Annotated in this window: 14 protein-coding genes; 12 read left to right on the top strand and 2 right to left on the bottom strand. The window is 36.8% G+C overall.

The window, feature by feature from the left end:
• Positions 1 to 49: 49 nt before the first annotated feature.
• Complete coding sequence (locus ACQKP0_RS07820) at positions 50 to 382, bottom strand: hypothetical protein (RefSeq protein WP_427405265.1); 333 nt, start codon at positions 380 to 382, stop codon at positions 50 to 52.
• A gap of 199 nt (positions 383 to 581) precedes the next feature.
• On the opposite strand from ACQKP0_RS07820, the gene ACQKP0_RS07815 reads away from it, so the two are divergent.
• On the top strand, positions 582 to 1,325 hold the full coding sequence (locus tag ACQKP0_RS07815; RefSeq protein ID WP_427405264.1) for a glycerophosphodiester phosphodiesterase: 744 nt from the start codon (positions 582 to 584) through the stop codon (positions 1,323 to 1,325).
• Between the two features lie 253 nt (positions 1,326 to 1,578).
• On the opposite strand, the gene ACQKP0_RS07810 is transcribed toward ACQKP0_RS07815, so the two are convergent.
• Entirely contained in the window at positions 1,579 to 1,824 is a 246-nt protein-coding gene (locus ACQKP0_RS07810; protein WP_427405263.1) for a DUF2627 domain-containing protein, read from the bottom strand.
• A 223-nt stretch (positions 1,825 to 2,047) separates the two neighbouring features.
• Here ACQKP0_RS07810 and ACQKP0_RS07805 point away from each other — a divergent pair, with 223 nt between their 5' ends.
• The 11 genes from ACQKP0_RS07805 to meaB all read left to right on the top strand — a co-directional run bounded on the left by ACQKP0_RS07805 (position 2,048) and on the right by meaB (position 17,986).
• The gene (locus ACQKP0_RS07805; RefSeq protein ID WP_427405262.1) at positions 2,048 to 4,117 is read left to right on the top strand and encodes a sigma 54-interacting transcriptional regulator; all 2,070 of its coding nucleotides are present in this window, start codon (positions 2,048 to 2,050) and stop codon (positions 4,115 to 4,117) included.
• Positions 4,118 to 4,260: 143 nt separating this feature from the next.
• Entirely contained in the window at positions 4,261 to 5,184 is a 924-nt protein-coding gene (gene yqiS / locus ACQKP0_RS07800; protein WP_427405261.1) for a phosphate butyryltransferase, read from the top strand.
• 1 nt (position 5,185) lies between these two features.
• A complete protein-coding gene (gene bcd, locus ACQKP0_RS07795) occupies positions 5,186 to 6,283 on the top strand; it encodes a branched-chain amino acid dehydrogenase (RefSeq protein ID WP_427405260.1) in 1,098 nt (365 codons plus the stop codon).
• A gap of 192 nt (positions 6,284 to 6,475) precedes the next feature.
• On the top strand, positions 6,476 to 7,579 hold the full coding sequence (buk, locus tag ACQKP0_RS07790) for a butyrate kinase (protein WP_427405259.1): 1,104 nt from the start codon (positions 6,476 to 6,478) through the stop codon (positions 7,577 to 7,579).
• 212 nt (positions 7,580 to 7,791) lie between these two features.
• Positions 7,792 to 9,216: a dihydrolipoyl dehydrogenase gene (gene lpdA / locus ACQKP0_RS07785; RefSeq protein ID WP_427405258.1), complete on the top strand. Its 1,425-nt coding sequence runs from the start codon at positions 7,792 to 7,794 to the stop codon at positions 9,214 to 9,216.
• 39 nt (positions 9,217 to 9,255) lie between these two features.
• Positions 9,256 to 10,254, top strand: coding sequence for a thiamine pyrophosphate-dependent dehydrogenase E1 component subunit alpha (locus ACQKP0_RS07780; protein WP_427405257.1), 999 nt, complete (start codon positions 9,256 to 9,258; stop codon positions 10,252 to 10,254).
• A gap of 27 nt (positions 10,255 to 10,281) precedes the next feature.
• Positions 10,282 to 11,265, top strand: a complete 984-nt coding sequence (locus ACQKP0_RS07775) for an alpha-ketoacid dehydrogenase subunit beta (protein WP_427405256.1) — start codon at positions 10,282 to 10,284, stop codon at positions 11,263 to 11,265.
• 30 nt (positions 11,266 to 11,295) lie between these two features.
• On the top strand, positions 11,296 to 12,603 hold the full coding sequence (locus tag ACQKP0_RS07770; RefSeq protein WP_427405255.1) for a dihydrolipoamide acetyltransferase family protein: 1,308 nt from the start codon (positions 11,296 to 11,298) through the stop codon (positions 12,601 to 12,603).
• Positions 12,604 to 12,844: 241 nt separating this feature from the next.
• The gene (locus ACQKP0_RS07765) at positions 12,845 to 14,698 is read left to right on the top strand and encodes a methylmalonyl-CoA mutase family protein (RefSeq protein WP_427405254.1); all 1,854 of its coding nucleotides are present in this window, start codon (positions 12,845 to 12,847) and stop codon (positions 14,696 to 14,698) included.
• Positions 14,699 to 16,876 carry a methylmalonyl-CoA mutase gene (scpA, locus tag ACQKP0_RS07760; RefSeq protein ID WP_427405253.1) on the top strand — a complete coding sequence of 726 codons (2,178 nt, stop codon included), beginning with the start codon at positions 14,699 to 14,701 and terminating at the stop codon, positions 16,874 to 16,876.
• Positions 16,877 to 17,986 (top strand): methylmalonyl Co-A mutase-associated GTPase MeaB, encoded by a 1,110-nt coding sequence (gene meaB / locus ACQKP0_RS07755; RefSeq protein ID WP_427405252.1) that lies wholly within the window; start codon positions 16,877 to 16,879, stop codon positions 17,984 to 17,986.
• Positions 17,987 to 18,027 lie beyond the last annotated feature (41 nt).

The raw sequence follows: 18,027 nt of genomic DNA, 5'->3' as shown, positions 1-18,027 counted from the left end.
CCTCTTTTTTACATCAAAACGATAAATAAAATAAGGCGTATACGCTTCCTTATTTTCTTCTTATATCTATTAATCGATGATCTATAAACTTTATTTTTACTCTTTCCCCAATTGTATACCTTAAATAGGTATCACAATCCATTTCTAAAATTTGACCGTTGCTAAACTCCATCAAACATGCTGCCTGACCATTTGGAATTGTTTCTACCGGAACACTTTTCCTTGTTTTAACTCCTTTGGCTTTTCCGTTTGAATGGGGAGAATAATATTTTTCAACAATTTCTACTTTAATAAAGCTATTCGTTGGTTGATATTGTAAAAGGACAAAAAATAGAATAGTTAAAATGATTAATACGACAAATTTTAATACAACTTTCTTCATGACGCACTCCTTATATTGTATCTGTTTATATTATGTATATAGATTCAATGTGGAGATATGCCAGGAGGTTTTATCAAAGTAAGTTAAGTATTAATCATTTTTTTACTAAAAATTTACAACCTTTGTTCCACTATTTAGTGTTATTGTTTTTATATATATATTAAACTAAATATATACATTATTAGAAGGACGTGACAACATGACCCTTATTTTTGCGCATCGTGGTTCAGCCGGGACACACCCTGAAAATACAATGGAAGCTTTTTTAGCTGCTGAAAAAAGTGGATCAGATGGAATTGAGCTAGATGTTCATTTATCAAAAGACGGAGAAATTGTTGTAATTCATGATGAAACAGTAGATCGGACAACAAATGGAAAAGGGTTTGTTAATCAATTGCTACTTAAAGAAATTAAGGAACTGAATGCAAGTTATAAATTTAAAACATTTCAGTCATTCATAAGAGTTCCAAGAATTCCAGTTTTAAAGGAAATTTTTGATTGGATGCGAGGGAATGACCTTCTTTGTAATATTGAATTGAAAAATGGTAAGATAGAATATCCTTTCTTAGAGGAAAAAGTAATCCAACTGATTAGAGATTATCAATATGAAGAGCGTATCATCATTTCGTCATTTAATCATTATTCACTCATTCACTGCTACCAGTTAGCCCCAGAAATAGAGACTGCGGCACTTTACTCAGATAGTTTGTATATGCCATGGGTTTACGCACGTGCGATCCGAGCGAAAGGAATTCATCCTAATATTAAATCTGCTTCAGATATGATTATTAATGGGGCTATTGAAAATGGGATCGCTATTCGGCCATATACGGTGAACAAAGATAATGAAATTGAAAGATTAATTCGGGTCAAATGTTCAGCAATCATTACTGATTATCCTGAAAAAGCGATTAAAATTAGACGAAAAATAAGTAAAATGTAAAACTTCAATAAAAAAATCTGCAGATTTTATGCAGATTTTTTTACAAAGTAAGAAAGTATAAAATTTACTAAGGATATTAGCCATGAAAAGTGTCTGCTGTATCTAGCTCCAGCGCCTATCGGCTAGCGGATTTCTACGTCTTCTCCCTACGATAAGCGGGCATCGGCTCCTTACTACCTGGCCGTGTTTCCTTTATCTCAGTCGAAGACTACAAAATCCGTACGCTAGAGCTGCGGCACTTGCGCTTTTTTTATTATATATTACTCTTTTTTCTAAAACGTTTTTGAACTTTATTTCTTTTCCGGTCACGGTAAAATATAAAACCTGCAATAAATCCTAAGCCGCCGATAAAGAAAATAAATCCAATAAGAAATTGAAGCCAAAGATATGGGAAAGGTGATTGAAGAATCCCGAAAGTCATGTCTCTCATTAATTTAATTCCAAGCGCTGCAAAACAACCAGGAATGACTAAAATGATTAGTGCAATTAATCGTATCATGAAAATGTCTCCTTATAGAGGTTGTTCAAAAAGTTGTCCTCCTTTTTGAACACGCTATTATTTATAAATAAGCATAATTACCAAGTCAATTCTAACAAAAAATGATATAACATTGAAATTATTTTGCTATTGAATTCTTGGATTCTTATTAAAACTTGAAATTCATTAATACAACTCTTAAAATAAAGTATGAAAAAGATTGCATTGTTAGGGAGGAACAATCTTGCAAAATGTTTTATTAGTTGGTGGTGGTAAACGCGGGGCGGCAATTTTAAAAATGCTTAAGGATAGTACATTTTTCAAAATTAACGCAGTTATCGATCCGAATAACAGTGCTGAAGGGATTCAATTAGCTGAAAAAAATAAGATCCCTACTGGAGATAATTGGAGAAACTTTTTAAATGATTCCATTGATATCATCATTGAGGTGACTGGTGATCAGACGGTATATCAGGAAATCCTTGAATTACGCAGCAAGCATATGGTGCTAATTCCAGGAAGTGTTGCATATTTGTTAGCAACCTTAATGGATGAAAAAGAGGAGCTTATTACACAATTAAAAAATGAAACCTATCAGCATCATTTAATTCTTAACTCTACTGATGAAGCAATGGTGGTTATCGATACTGAAGGGAAAATTATTTTCTTTAATAAAAGTGCCGCAAGAATGACCGAGGTACCTGCTTCTAAAGCTATAGGGAAGCATGTTTTAGAAGTTATTCCGAAGAGTCAGCTCCCTAGAATTATTGCAACTAGAAAAACCGAAATAAATCAAGAAACTATCCTTGATAATGGAACAAAAATAATTACTACCCGAATACCAATGATAGATGAGAAAAATAAAATTATTGGCGCAATAGCTGTCTTTAAAGATATTACTGAAGTGGTAAACTTAGCAGAAGAAATAACCAATTTAAAAGACATTCAAACGATGCTTGAAGCGATTATTCAATCGAGTGATGACGCAATTTCTGTAGTAGATGAAAACGGGAAAGGAATTTTAATCAACCCCGCATATACTCGAATTACTGGGTTATCGAGAGAGCAGGTGATCGGAAAACCTGCGACAGCAGATATATCTGAAGGTGAAAGCATTCATTTAAAGGTACTTCAAACAAGGAGAGCTATTCGGGGTACAAAGATGCGAGTGGGTCCAGGGAAAAAGGAAGTTATCGTAAATGTAGCCCCTATTATTGTAGATGGAATATTAAAGGGTAGTGTTGGTGTTATCCACGATGTATCTGAAATTCAGTCCTTAACAAAGGAATTGGATCGTGCTAGACAAATCATAAGAAATTTAGAAGCGAAGTACACCTTTGAAGATATCATATCCAATTCAGAAGAAATGAATATTGCAGTAGAACAGGCAAAACTAGGAGCGAAAACACCTGCTACGGTATTGCTTCGTGGAGAATCCGGTACAGGTAAGGAGCTCTTTGCTCATGCAATACATAATGCCAGTGACAGAAAGTATAATAAATTTATTCGTGTTAATTGTGCAGCTATTTCAGAATCACTATTAGAAAGTGAATTATTTGGTTATGAAGAAGGAGCTTTTTCAGGTGCTAAAAGAGGTGGGAAAAGAGGGTTTTTTGAAGAAGCAAATAACGGTAGTATTTTTCTTGATGAAATTGGTGAGTTAAGTGCAAACACACAAGCAAAGCTATTACGGGTATTACAAGAAAATGAAATTGTCCGTGTCGGCGGGACAAAACCAATCCCGATCAACGTTAGAATTATTGCGGCAACTCATGTGAATTTAGAAAAAGCTATTGCAGATCGAACTTTTCGAGAGGATTTATACTATCGGTTAAATCGGATGCCCATTCAAATCCCTCCATTAAGGAGAAGAAAAGAAGAGATTCCGTTATTATGCGAAAAACTTATTCTTAAACTAAATCAAGATTATGGTCGAAATGTTGAAGGGATTACGCAAAAAGCAATGTCAGAGCTTATGGAATATAATTGGCCAGGAAATGTGCGTGAGCTGGAAAATATATTAGGGCGAGCTATTATATATATGGGATATAATGAAAAGCAAATTGATCTTCAGCATATAGCAGTTTTAACCGATAACAAACATTTTCTAAATGCTTCTCCACATTCAATTAAAATAGCTCCAGACCAGGATCTGACAACATTAGTAGAGCGTTATGAGAGAAATGTTATTAAACAAACTTTAGAACAAAATAAAGGAAATAAAACAGCTACTGCTAAACAACTAGGGGTCTCTATCAGGAATCTCTATTATAAAATTGAAAAATATAATCTTGCAAATAACAACATGCAGTAATTTGCACGTTGTGAAAAATATTGCATGCAAAAAGAAAGCTTTAAGTTAATAAAACTTAATTTAAGTGGTATAATCATGTTGGTACGAAAGTTGCATGTTATATATGTGGAGGCAAACATTAAAAAGGGGTTGAGGCAACAGACATGGACTTAGACAGGATACTTCAAAAAGCAACCCAACAAAACAAAGTAAGAATCGCAATAGCATCTGCAGAGGATTTCGAGGTATTGGAAGCGGTTTCACTTTCGATAGAGAGAAATCTTGCTAGTTTTATTTTATTTGGTGCTAGAGACAAGATTCAGCATATAATGAAAATTCATTTCTCGAACCTCATAGATCATGATGAAGTGAAAATTAAACATACTGAATCTTTGGCTGATGCAGCAAACCAAGCGGTTTTATCAGTCAAAAACGGGCATGCTCAAGTATTAATGAAAGGCAATATTCCTACATCTATGATACTTAAGGCGGTCCTAAATAAAGAAAATGGATTAAGATCAGGAAAGGCATTGTCACACGTAGCTGCCTTTCAAATACCGTCATTTAATCGATTATTATTCATTACTGATCCAGCAATGAACATAGAGCCAGATTTGGAACAAAAAGTTCAAATTATCAATAATGCTGTTCAAATTGCAAGAGCTACAGGTGTAGAAGTACCAAAGGTGGCTGCACTTGCTGCGGTGGAGGTTATTAATCCCGATATGCAGGCAACTTTGGATGCAGCAGCTCTTACTCAAATGAATAGGAGAGGACAAATTTCTAATTGCATTGTAGATGGTCCTCTAGCACTTGATATCGCCATTTCAGTTGATGCAGCAGAACACAAAAGGATTAGCAGTGATGTTGCTGGTGCAGCTGATATTCTACTAGTTCCAAATTTAGAAACAGGGAATGTATTTTATAAGTCATTAATCTATTTTGCAAAAGCTAAGGTGGGTGCAGTTCTTGCTGGAGCAAAAGCACCAATTGTGCTAACTTCAAGAGCCGACAGTGCTGAAAGTAAATTATACTCATTGGCACTCGCTATTTGTTCGGTAAATAATAAAGAGATGGAGAGAAAATAAAATGAAAATTTTTGAATATATGGGAAAATATGATTATGAACAATTATTATTCTGTCAAGACGAGCAATCTGGTTTAAAAGCCATTATTGCTATCCATGATACAACTTTAGGACCTGCATTAGGTGGGACAAGAATGTGGACATATGCCTCAGAGGATGCGGCTATTGAAGATGCACTTCGCCTAGCGAGAGGAATGACATATAAAAACGCAGCAGCTGGTTTAAATTTAGGCGGCGGAAAAACAGTTATTATCGGAGATCCACGTAAAGATAAGAGTGAAGAAATGTTCCGTGCATTTGGTCGTTTTATTCAAGGACTAAATGGCCGTTATATTACAGCGGAAGATGTTGGTACAACTGTTGCAGATATGGATTTAATCCATGAAGAGACGAATTTTGTTACAGGTATTTCTCCTGCTTTCGGTTCTTCTGGTAATCCTTCTCCAGTAACAGCTTACGGCTGCTATGTTGGAATGAAGGCTGCAGCAAAAGAAGCTTTTGGATCTGATTCACTTGAGGGATTAACTGTTGCAGTTCAAGGTGTGGGAAATGTTGCTTTTGAATTATGCCGCTATTTGCATGAAGAAGGAGCAAAATTAATTGTTACAGATATCAATAAAGAGGCAGTTCAAAGAGCGGTTGAACAGTTCGGAGCAGAAGCAGTTGATCCTAACGATATATACGGAGTGAAGTGCGATATTTTTGCACCTTGTGCATTGGGAGCTATCATAAATGATGATACAATTCCACAATTAACAGCAAAAGTCATTGCAGGCTCTGCAAATAACCAATTAAAAGAAACTCGTCATGGTGATCAAATTCATGAAATGGGAATTGTCTATGCACCAGACTATGTAATAAATGCCGGTGGTGTAATAAATGTAGCTGATGAATTATATGGTTATAATCACGAACGTGCAATGAAGAAAGTAGAAGGAATTTATAATAATGTGGCGAAAGTAATTGAAATTTCAAGACGTGATGGAATTCCAACTTATTTAGCTGCTGATCGGATGGCTGAAGAGAGAATTGCAAAAGTAGCAAAATCAAGAAGTCAATTCTTGCTTAATAATCGACACATTTTAAGCTACCGTGCTTAATTTTCAATAAAATCATGTATCAATGAATCAGCACCTTGCTGGTTCATTGATATGTTTTTACGCATGAAGAACAATTCAATAACCTGAATGATAAAAGTAGCACAAATCCATTTGGAAGTCTTAATATACTCCACTTTGGTAAGAGAAGCTTGTTTTCAAACGGTTCTTTGTTTCCTTCGTGTATGAAAGTAAATGGAGGTAACAGCTTTGTTAGATAACGAACATAGAATTCTAGTGATAAATCCTGGATCGACATCAACTAAAATAGGTGTATTTGTAAATGATAAATCAATTTTAGAAAAAACAATTCGACACGAAATGGAATTCATGCAATCTTTAAATTCCATAACCGATCAATATGAATTTCGTAAACAAACAATTCTAGAGACATTGGATGAAGAAGGGATAAACCTCTCTAAACTGAATGCGGTTTGTGGCAGAGGTGGATTACTACGTCCAATAGAAGGCGGTACATATACGGTAAATGAGCCGATGCTTAATGATTTACGTACGGGTTATGCAGGACAGCATGCTTCTAATCTTGGTGGTATTATTGCCTATGAAATTGCTGATGCGTTAAATATTCCAGCTTTTATTGTAGACCCAGTCGTTGTCGATGAATTAGAACCAATTGCAAGAATATCTGGATTTTCTTTAATTGAGCGCAAGAGCATCTTTCATGCTTTAAATCAAAAGGCGGTTGCCAGGCGAGTAGCAAAGCAATTAGGAAAAAAATATGAAGATCTTCAATGTATCGTTGTTCATATGGGTGGTGGAATCACTGTTGGTATTCATAAAAATGGAAAAGTTATTGATGTGAATAACGGTTTACATGGTGAAGGACCATTTAGTCCAGAGAGAGCAGGTACTGTTCCGGTTGGTGATCTTATCGATCTTTGTTTTTCTGGAATGTATTATCGTGAAGAAATCATGAAAAAAATAGTTGGTCATGGTGGCCTTGTCGGTTATCTTGGGACAAATAACGCTGTTGAAGTAGAAAAGATGATTAAACAGGGCGATAAAAAGGCAAAACTTATCTATGATGCTATGGCTTATCAAATTGCTAAAGAAATTGGTGCTGCCGGAGCTGTTTTAAAAGGAAAGATCGATGCTATCATTTTAACTGGCGGTCTAGCTTATGGGAAAGAATTCGTAAGTATGATTAGTGAATATATTAATTGGATTGCAGATGTAATTGTTCATCCTGGTGAAGATGAGCTGCAAGCCTTAGCGGAAGGTACGCTCCGTATTCTAACGGGTGAGGAAAAAGTAAAAGAGTATCCAAACAAAAAATAAGTGGTAAAGATATAACTTAAATAAAGGCTCTTTTCTTTAACTTTGTTGCTTTTGAATCGAAAATCTTTATAACAAAATATCAAATCATTTAGGTAGATGCACTTTTCAAAGAAAAGATGCCCTGAAACCAAACTATATTAGGCTTTTATACATTATACGAAATAGCAACATTCTTTACGAAAACAGCCTAAATAAAAGAAGGAGGCAAAACTTTGGCTCAAGAATATGATTTAGTCATCCTAGGTGGTGGAACTGGTGGTTATGTTGCTGCCATTCGCGCATCACAGTTAGGACTTAAAACAGCAATTGTTGAAAAAGGAAAACTAGGTGGAACATGTCTCCATAAAGGGTGTATTCCTAGTAAAGCTTTACTCCGTAGTGCAGAGGTTTATTCTACGACGAAACGAAGCGAGGAATTCGGAATCGTTGTTGGTGATATAAAGCTTAATTTTCAACGTGTTCAAGAGAGAAAAAGTAAGATAGTTGAACAATTACACCGTGGAGTTCAACATTTAATGAAGCAAGGGAAGATTGATGTGTATGAAGGAATAGGGAGAATTTTAGGACCATCTATTTTTTCTCCTATGCCAGGAACGATTTCCGTTGAAATGAATAATGGTAATGAAAATGAAATGCTGATCCCTAAAAACGTTATTATTGCAACTGGCTCCCGTCCAAGATCCCTCCCTGGCTTAGATATCGATGGGCAATATATATTATCTTCTGATGAAGCACTTGAACTGCAAAAGTTACCAAAATCTATTATTATTGTTGGTGGAGGCGTAATCGGTATCGAATGGGCATCAATGTTAAATGATTTTGGTGTGGATGTAACCGTGATAGAATATGCTGATCGAATCGTCCCTACAGAAGACCACGAAATATCAAAAGAAATAGCGAGAATAATGAAGAAGAAAGGTGTTAAGATTGTAACTTCTGCAAAAGTATTGCCTGAAACAATAGTCAAAGCGGACGAAGAAGTTTCCATCTCAGCAGAGATTAAAGGGGAACAACAAATCTTTACTGGAGAAAAGATTCTTGTTTCAGTAGGACGAATGGCTAACACAGAAAATATTGGATTACAAAATACAGATATACAAGTTGAAAAAGGCTTTATACAGGTAAATGATTATTTCCAAACAAAAGAATCTCATATCTATGCAATTGGTGATGTAATTGGTGGCCTTCAGTTAGCACATGTTGCATCACACGAAGGAATTATTGCAGTAGAACATCTTGCAGGTGAAAATCCTTCTCCAATAGATTACACCTTAATATCTAAGTGTATTTATAGTAATCCTGAAATGGCTAGTGTAGGATTAACAGAAAACGAGGCTAAGGAAAAAGGATATAATCTTAAGATTGGTAAATTTTCTTTTAAAGCAATTGGTAAAGCATTAGTGTATGGTGAATCGGACGGTTTTGTGAAAATTGTTGCAGATAAAGATACCAACGACATTCTTGGTGTCCATATGATTGGACCTCATGTTACTGACATGATTTCTGAAGCCGGTCTTGCTCGTGTGCTAGATGCAACACCTTGGGAGGTTGCACATACCATTCATCCACATCCATCACTAAGTGAAGCGATTGGTGAAGCAGCTTTAGCAGCTGATGGGAAAGCAATTCATTCATGAACGTTAAAAAAATGATCTTTCAATGGGAGGTAATGAACTATGGCTGAAAATCGACATAAAGAGTTAGGATTAAGTGACGAAATGGTTTTAGAGATGTATGAAACGATGCTGTTGGCACGTAGAATAGATGAACGGATGTGGTTATTAAATCGCTCCGGAAAAATTCCTTTTGTTATTTCGTGTCAAGGGCAGGAAGCTGCACAGGTTGGAGCGGCTTTTGCTTTAGACCGTGAAAATGACTATGTTTTACCATACTACCGTGATCTAGGTGTTGTTTTAACTTTTGGAATGACTCCAAAAGAACTAATGCTGTCAGGATTTGCAAAGGCGGAGGATCCGAATTCTGGAGGTCGCCAGATGCCAGGGCATTTTGGTCAAAAGAAAAATCGCATCGTAACTGGGTCATCTCCTGTTACAACACAGGTCCCCCATGCTGTTGGAATCGCTCTAGCAGGTAAAATGGAGAATAAAAACTTAGTTACTTTTGTTACATTCGGGGAAGGTTCATCGAATCAAGGTGATTTCCATGAAGGAGCAAACTTTGCAGGTGTACATAAATTGCCAGTAATCTTCATGTGTGAAAATAATAAATATGCGATTTCTGTCCCAATTGAAAGGCAATTAGCCTGTGAAAACGTATCAGATCGTGCAATTGGATATGGAATGCCTGGTGTAACGATAGATGGAAATGATCCGTTAGAAGTTTATAAAGCAGTTAAGGAAGCTGCAGACAGAGGTCGTCGTGGTGAGGGGCCAACTCTAATTGAGGCCGTTTCATATCGTCTAACAGCGCACTCTTCTGATGATGATGATCGTACATATCGTTCTCCAGATGAAGTGGCAGAGGCAAGAACGAAGGATTCGATTATCACTTTTGGGGCTTACTTAAAAGAAACAGGTGTGATGGACGATCAACTTGAAAAAGAAATCAACGATCGAATAATGAAACAAGTAAATGAAGCAACCGATTATGCCGAAAATGCTCCATATGCAGAACCAGAAGAAGCGTTGAAATACGTATATGGAACAGAGCTTTAGTTTATAGGAGAACAGGAGGGTATAAAAATGCCAGTAATATCTTATATTGATGCGGTTACAATGGCTATTCGTGAAGAAATGGAGCGTGACCCTAAAGTTTTTGTTTTAGGGGAAGACGTTGGGAAAAAAGGCGGAGTTTTTAAAGCAACTCAAGGACTGTATGATCAATTTGGTGAAGATCGAGTTATTGATACACCACTAGCTGAATCTGCGATTGCTGGGGTTGGAATTGGTGCTGCGATGTATGGAATGAGACCGATAGCAGAGATGCAATTTGCTGATTTTATCATGCCTGCTGTAAACCAAATTATTTCCGAAGCGGCACGAATTAGGTATCGTTCAAATAATGATTGGAATTGTCCGATTGTTATCAGAGCACCTTATGGTGGTGGAGTTCACGGAGCTTTATATCACTCCCAATCAGTTGAAGCGGTATTTGCGAATCAGCCTGGTTTAAAAATTGTCATGCCTTCTACCCCGTATGATGTAAAGGGCTTATTAAAAGCAGCTATTCGTGACGAAGATCCGGTTCTTTTCTTTGAACATAAACGTGCTTATCGACTAATAAAAGGTGAAGTTCCTAATGATGATTATGTACTTCCTATCGGAAAAGCGGATGTAAAACGTGAAGGAGATGATATCACAGTTATTACATATGGCCTATCTGTCCACTTTGCTCTTCAAGCAGCTGAACGCTTGTCGCAAGATGGAATTGAAGCACATATTTTAGATCTTCGTACTGTTTATCCATTAGACAAAGAAGCAATTATTGAAGCTGCATCTAAAACTGGGAAAGTTTTACTTGTTACTGAAGATAATAAAGAAGGAAGCATTATGGGTGAAGTTTCTGCAATTATTGCAGAAAATTGCTTATTTGATCTCGATGCTCCTATCATGAGATTAGCAGGTCCGGATGTTCCTGCAATGCCATATGCACCTACAATGGAGAAATTCTTTATGATTAACCCAGATAAGGTAGAAAAAGCGATGAGAGAATTAGCTGAATATTAATTAATCATTTTTGCAAAAGGAGGTACCCACATGGCAATAGAAAAAATAACGATGCCTCAATTAGGGGAAAGTGTAACAGAAGGAACGATTAGTAAATGGTTAATATCCCCTGGAGACCATGTAAATAAATATGATCCGATTGCTGAGGTCATGACAGATAAAGTAAATGCTGAAGTTCCATCTTCTTTTACGGGTGTGATAAAAGAATTAATTGCCGGAGAGGGAGATACGTTAGAAGTAGGTCAAGTGATTTGCACAATGGATGTTGAGGGTAGTAAAGGAACGACTACTAATGTTACAGAGGAACAAACAATTCAAAACGAGTCTGTTCCTTCTCAAGAACAAAGTAAGCAAGTGAAAAAGTTAGAAGAAAATAGCGGGAAAGCTCGTTATTCACCTGCAGTTTTAAAGCTTTCTCAGGAACATGATATCGACTTATCTCTAATTAGTGGCACAGGCAAAGATGGTCGAATAACAAGAAAAGATTTATTAAAAATTATTGAATCTGGAAATATTCCAAAAGCGGAGGAGCAGGTTGTCGCACAGCCACAGCAGACTGTTCAGAATATACCGGCTCCAACTGCTACAGCAAAACCTGCTGCACCAACAGTACCAGCAGCGAACATCCCTGTCCTGCCTGGTGATATTGAAATACCGGTGAGTGGAGTTCGAAAAGCAATAGCAACTAATATGCTTAGAAGCAAGCATGAAGCTCCACATGCATGGACAATGATGGAACTAGACGTAACAAATTTAGTTGAGTATCGCGATTCAATCAAAACAGAATTCAAAAAACGTGAAGGATTTAATATTACTTATTTTGCCTTCTTTGTTAAAGCGGTTGCTCAAGCCTTAAAAGAATTCCCGCAAATCAATTCGATGTGGGCGGGAGATAAAATTATTCAAAAGAAAGATATTAATATTTCGATTGCAGTCGCTACAGATGATGCTTTATTTGTCCCTGTTATTAAAAATGCAGATGATAAATCGATTAAAGGGATCGCACGTGAAATTTTTGAGCTAGCTAATAAAGTTCGAACAGGAACACTTAAAGCCGATGAAATGCAAGGTGGTACGTTTACGGTAAACAATACCGGCTCCTTTGGTTCGGTCCAATCTATGGGGATCATCAATTATCCTCAGGCAGCTATCCTGCAAGTTGAATCAATTGTAAAACGCCCTGTCGTTATGAATAATGGCATGATTGCTGTTCGTGATATGGTGAATTTATGTATGTCACTCGATCACCGTGTTCTAGATGGATTAGTTTGTGGCCGATTCCTACAACGTGTGAAGCAAATTCTTGAAAATATTTCAAAAGAAACTTCAGTTTACTAAAAATAAACCCGTCTTTTACATAAAGGCGGGTTTTATCTTTTTAACATGTCTCTAAATATTTATTTCCATTTCCCTCATTGTTTATAAAATTCCATTCCCTTGATCCAGTATTGATGATAAAAAAAGAATTAAACCTAGATTGAGAACATTATTTATACTAAAATAATAATATGCAATTCTTAATTTATATTATTTTATAAAAATTGAAACCGGTTACAAATAGATGGAGGGAGGAAATAATTTGGTATTAAATATTAATGAATTAAAAAGGCAATCTTTTCAAGCATTTTCTGTAGAGGAATGGAAAAGTTCGGCTATTGTGTCGCTTAAAAATAAAAGTATTGATTCTTTATTGAAAAAGACGTATGAAAATATCATTTTAAAGCCATTGTATACGAAAGAAGACCTTGATATGACTAGTATTGAGCAAATTCCAGGCTCTTGCTTAAATACACGAGGGTTCCGTGAACTAGGGGATTTTCGAATGAATTGGAAAATAGCGCAAAGACTTTATAACCGTAATTGGGATGATTTGCATCCGATTTTATCTAATGTGCTACAACGGGGCCAAGAAGCTCTTTCGTTTGATATAGATGGAATGAAGGATGTTCAACAAGTGAATTTACTAGATATTAAAGGTGTGGACTTATCGGAAATTCCAATTTTTTTACAAACAAAAAGATATTTTCCAGCTATCTTCAGCAAATTAAAGCAGCTGCCAAATTGTGCTCAGCTAAAAGGAGTTTTCGGTACAGATATCATCTCACGAGGGATAGAAAGAGCGGAAATCATAACAATTGATCAGTTTGAAAGCTGGACTAAGCTAGTCAAAGAAGCCGATATTCACATGAATGGAGTAAAAACCATTCTAATTGACACAACTCCATACCATAACGGTGGGGCAAATGCTGTGCAAGAAATCGCGATAGCACTAGCAGAAGCTGTATGCTATATTGAACACTTTAAAAGTGAGAATTGGGATCCTAGAAAAACGGTTAATAAAATGGTATTTCATTTTTCAATTGGTGGGAATTTCTTTATGGAAATCGCAAAATTGCGGGCATTTCGTAAGCTATGGTCTACGATCGCGAATGCTTATGAAATATGCCAAGATGAGCAAAAAGTTACAATCAGTGCTGAAACGTCTACATTTACTAAATCTGCTCTGGATCCTTATGTGAATGTTTTACGTGCTGGTAATGAAGCTTTTTCAGCTATACTTGGCGGAATCGATTATCTTCATGTCGCAGCCTTCGATGAAACCTATCAAGAAACGAATGAGTTTTCAGCAAGAATCTCTCGTAATATCCAATTGCTGCTAAGAGAAGAGGCACATATAAATAAAGTGTGTGATCCTGCCGGGGGATCTTATTATATTGAAACTTTAACGAACGAACTTGCTTTGAAATCCTGGAAGCTTTTTAAAGAAATAGATGCAAAAGGTGGCATCCTTAACGTATTAGAATCAGGTTGGCTTCAAAAGGAAATAAGAGAAATATTAGAAAATAGGATGAAGGATATTGAAACTAGAAGCCAGTCACTTATTGGATCAAATGTTTATGCCAATCTTTCTGAACATGTTCATTTCCCTGGAACCTTCCAAGAGAATATCTGCAATACAGAACTAGCTATTAAGCCTACTAGAATGGCAGCAGCTTTTGAAAAATTAAGAGAACAAGCGGTGGTGCTTGAAAAGAGTGGGGCAGCTCCTGTAGCTGGATTAATTTGCTTAGGAAAATTAAAAAGCCATAAGGAAAAAGCGGATTTTGTTTCTGGTTTTTTAGCTGCGGGAGGAATAAAAGCTATATGGAGCAATGAATGCAATAGTTTAAATGAAATACAAAAATTTGTAGAGGAAACGAAATACTTTTATTATTGCATTTGCGGTACTGAAGAATCATATGAACAGTTTGCTATAAAAATAGCAGAATGGTTTAAACAGCAAAATAAGTACGGAATCTTAGATATTGCTGGTAAATTTTCTGATGAAAAGTTAGTTGAATTGAAAGTAAGTGGAATCTCAGGTTCAATTTATATGAATCAAAACTTGATAGAGAAATTAACATCCCTGTTAAAACTGTGGGAGGTGAAATAAATGAATAGTAAACCTAATTTTCAAGCAATTGATCCCTTCATTGAATCTAATAAAAATGATTTAAATAATTGGGATATTACAAATTCTTTTGATACGCTGTTGTTCGAAACCAATGAAAATATTGCCGTAAAACCTCTTTATACGAAGGAAGATATTCAATCCGTTGAACATTTAGATGATAAACCTGGGATGGTTCCATATACAAGAGGTCCATATCCAACCATGTATGTAAATCGGCCATGGACGGTCCGACAATATGCTGGTTTCTCTACTGCAGAAGAGAGTAATGCATTTTATCGCCGTAATTTGGCAATGGGTCAAAAAGGCTTGTCCGTTGCCTTTGATTTAGCTACGCACCGAGGGTATGATTCAGATCATCCAAGGGTTGTTGGCGATGTCGGGAAAGCAGGGGTAGCCATCGATTCTATCTTGGATATGAAAATACTATTTGAGGGCATCCCACTAGATCAAATGTCAGTTTCAATGACAATGAATGGTGCAGTATTGCCAATTCTAGCATTTTATATTGTTACTGCTGAGGAACAAGGTGTGCCTCCAGAAAAACTCGCAGGAACCATTCAAAATGATATTTTAAAAGAATATATGGTGCGTAATACGTATATATATCCACCTGAAATGTCCATGAAAATTATTGCCGATATATTTGAATATACATCAAAAAAGATGCCGAAATTCAACAGTATTTCTATTTCAGGCTATCATATGCAGGAAGCAGGAGCACCTGCAGATCTTGAATTAGCTTATACGTTAGCTGATGGTTTAGAGTATGTTCGGACAGGTCTGAAGGCAGGTATTGATATTGATTCCTTTGCTCCAAGGTTATCGTTCTTTTGGGCGATAGGCATGAATTATTTTATGGAGGTTGCTAAGATGCGTGCCGCACGCAGAATCTGGGCACAGTTAATAAAACCATTCCAGCCAAAAAATGAAAAGTCACTTGCGCTTCGGACACATTCACAAACTTCGGGGTGGAGTTTGACAGAGCAGGACCCATTTAATAATGTAACTAGAACACTTATTGAAGCGCATGCAGCGGCCATGGGACATACTCAATCACTTCACACGAATGCATTAGATGAAGCGATTGCCCTGCCTACTGATTTTTCAGCAAGGATTGCGCGTAATACCCAGTTGTATTTACAGGAAGAGACTGGGATAACAAATGTGATTGATCCTTGGGGCGGATCTTACTATGTGGAGTCGCTTACAAATGAATTAATGAATAGAGCTTGGGAGCATATCGAAGAGATTGAGAGCTTAGGCGGGATGACGAAGGCAATAGAGACAGGGCTTCCAAAGATGCGCATCGAAGAAGCCGCAGCACGACGTCAAGCATATATTGATTCGGGTAAAGAAACCATTATTGGTGTCAATCGTTATCGCTTGGAGGAAGAAGAACCTCTAGAAATATTAAATATTGATAATACAATTGTTAGACAAAAGCAAATTGAACGTTTAAAAGAGCTAAAAGCCTCACGGAATAAAGAAGCAGTTCAATCGAGTCTCGTAGCTATTACAAATGCAGCTAAAACAGGGGAAGGAAACCTTCTCAAATTAGCAGTAAATGCTGCCCGTGCACGTGCATCATTAGGAGAAATTTCAGATGCCATTGAGAAAGTATCTGGCAGACATAAAGCGGTGATCCGTTCAATAAGTGGAGTGTACAGCTCTCATTTTTCAAATGAAGAAGAAATTGCTGAAGTGAAGGAAATGTCAGAACAATTTATGGAGCATGAAGGCAGAAGACCAAGGATATTGATCGCGAAGATGGGGCAGGATGGTCATGATCGCGGAGCTAAAATTATCGCAACTGCTTTTGCTGATTTAGGATTTGATGTTGATATTGGACCTCTTTTCCAAACGCCTGAAGAAACAGCAAAACAAGCAGCTGAAAATGATGTCCATGTTATTGGAGTGAGTTCTTTAGCTGCTGGACATAAAACGTTATTACCACAATTGATTTCGGAACTGGAAAAAATTAGTCGGGAAGATATTGTTGTAGTGATTGGTGGTGTTATTCCGGCACAAGATTATCCATTTCTTAAGGAAAATGGGGCGGCAGCGATATTTGGACCTGGTACTGTCATTCCTGTAGCAGCCGGGAAGGTTATTGAAGAAATTTATCATCGCTTAGGCTATGAGGAAGTGAATGATTAAATGACAGACACTAAACGTCCTGAATGGTTAGATTCTGACGATGAAACTTCTTCTTATATGCCTGGAATGAAATCATCTCATGATGGATTTCAAAAAACACCTCGGAAAACGTTCCAAAAGCAAAAAAAAGATGAACTTACTGTAAAAGATTTAGTAAATGGCGTTCTGCAGGGAGATAGAATGATGCTATCGAAAGCGATTACTTTGATTGAAAGTAATGCTGCACATCATTTTCAAAAAGCACAAGAGATGTTAAGTCAATTATTGCCACATTCTGGAAAATCCATTCGAATTGGAATTACAGGGGTTCCTGGTGCGGGTAAAAGTACTTTTATTGAAGAATTCGGCACGTTATTGTGTGAACGGGGCCACCAAGTCGCGGTTCTGGCTATCGATCCAAGCTCGACGATAAGTGGAGGTAGTATTTTAGGGGATAAAACTCGGATGGAGCGACTTGTAAGGAATGATAAAGCATATATTAGACCTTCACCATCATCAGGCACACTTGGCGGTGTTCATCGGAAAACAAGAGAAACGATTTTGGCATGTGAAGCGGCTGGCTTTGATGTGATTATCGTAGAAACGGTAGGAGTTGGTCAAAGTGAGGTGATCGTGAGAGGCATGGTCGACTTTTTTATGCTGCTTACGATTACAGGTGCAGGTGATCAGCTGCAAGGAATGAAAAAAGGAATTATGGAGCTTGCAGATGCGATTATTGTGAATAAAGCGGATGGCGATAATAAACCTTTAGCTGAAAAGACGCGAAGGGAATATAACCAAATCCTTCATTTTTTAATGCCGGCTACAAAAGGATGGGACACAAGAGCACATACTTGTTCTGCTTTGCATGGAATTGGAATCGAAGAGATATGGGATATGGTTACGAAATTTAATAATCTCACATATCAATCAGGGGTTTTTGCAGAAAGACGTAATATACAGGCAAAGGAGTGGATGTTTTCTCAAATTACCGAAAGACTTGAATTTTCCTTTTACCAGCACCCTGAAATAAAAAGATGGCTTTCATTCTATCAAAAATCAGTGATTGACGGTGATACTACTGTTTCAATGGCTGTTGATATTCTTTTTGAAAAATATTTAAGAAAATAAGTGGTTCTATGTCCAGCTTCAGCGCCTAGCCCCTCGAGGTT

This window comes from Heyndrickxia sp. NPDC080065 (assembly GCF_050281185.1).
Lineage (GTDB): Bacteria > Bacillota > Bacilli > Bacillales > Bacillaceae_C > Heyndrickxia.
The sequence above is the reverse complement of the archived record's forward strand: the minus strand, read 5'-3'. Positions and strand labels throughout refer to the sequence as shown.

Excerpts from the sequence above, each read along its gene's own strand:
- ACQKP0_RS07820 (WP_427405265.1), bottom strand. The coding sequence starts at position 382 with ATGAAGAAAGTTGTATTAAAATTTGTCGTATTAATCATTTTAACTATT.
- ACQKP0_RS07815 (WP_427405264.1), top strand. The coding sequence starts at position 582 with ATGACCCTTATTTTTGCGCATCGTGGTTCAGCCGGGACACACCCTGAA.
- ACQKP0_RS07810 (WP_427405263.1), bottom strand. The coding sequence starts at position 1,824 with ATGATACGATTAATTGCACTAATCATTTTAGTCATTCCTGGTTGTTTT.
- yqiS (WP_427405261.1), top strand. The coding sequence starts at position 4,261 with ATGGACTTAGACAGGATACTTCAAAAAGCAACCCAACAAAACAAAGTA.
- bcd (WP_427405260.1), top strand. The coding sequence starts at position 5,186 with ATGAAAATTTTTGAATATATGGGAAAATATGATTATGAACAATTATTA.
- buk (WP_427405259.1), top strand. The coding sequence starts at position 6,476 with ATGGAGGTAACAGCTTTGTTAGATAACGAACATAGAATTCTAGTGATA.
- ACQKP0_RS07780 (WP_427405257.1), top strand. The coding sequence starts at position 9,256 with ATGGCTGAAAATCGACATAAAGAGTTAGGATTAAGTGACGAAATGGTT.
- ACQKP0_RS07775 (WP_427405256.1), top strand. The coding sequence starts at position 10,282 with ATGCCAGTAATATCTTATATTGATGCGGTTACAATGGCTATTCGTGAA.
- ACQKP0_RS07770 (WP_427405255.1), top strand. The coding sequence starts at position 11,296 with ATGGCAATAGAAAAAATAACGATGCCTCAATTAGGGGAAAGTGTAACA.
- scpA (WP_427405253.1), top strand. The coding sequence starts at position 14,699 with ATGAATAGTAAACCTAATTTTCAAGCAATTGATCCCTTCATTGAATCT.
- meaB (WP_427405252.1), top strand. The coding sequence starts at position 16,877 with ATGACAGACACTAAACGTCCTGAATGGTTAGATTCTGACGATGAAACT.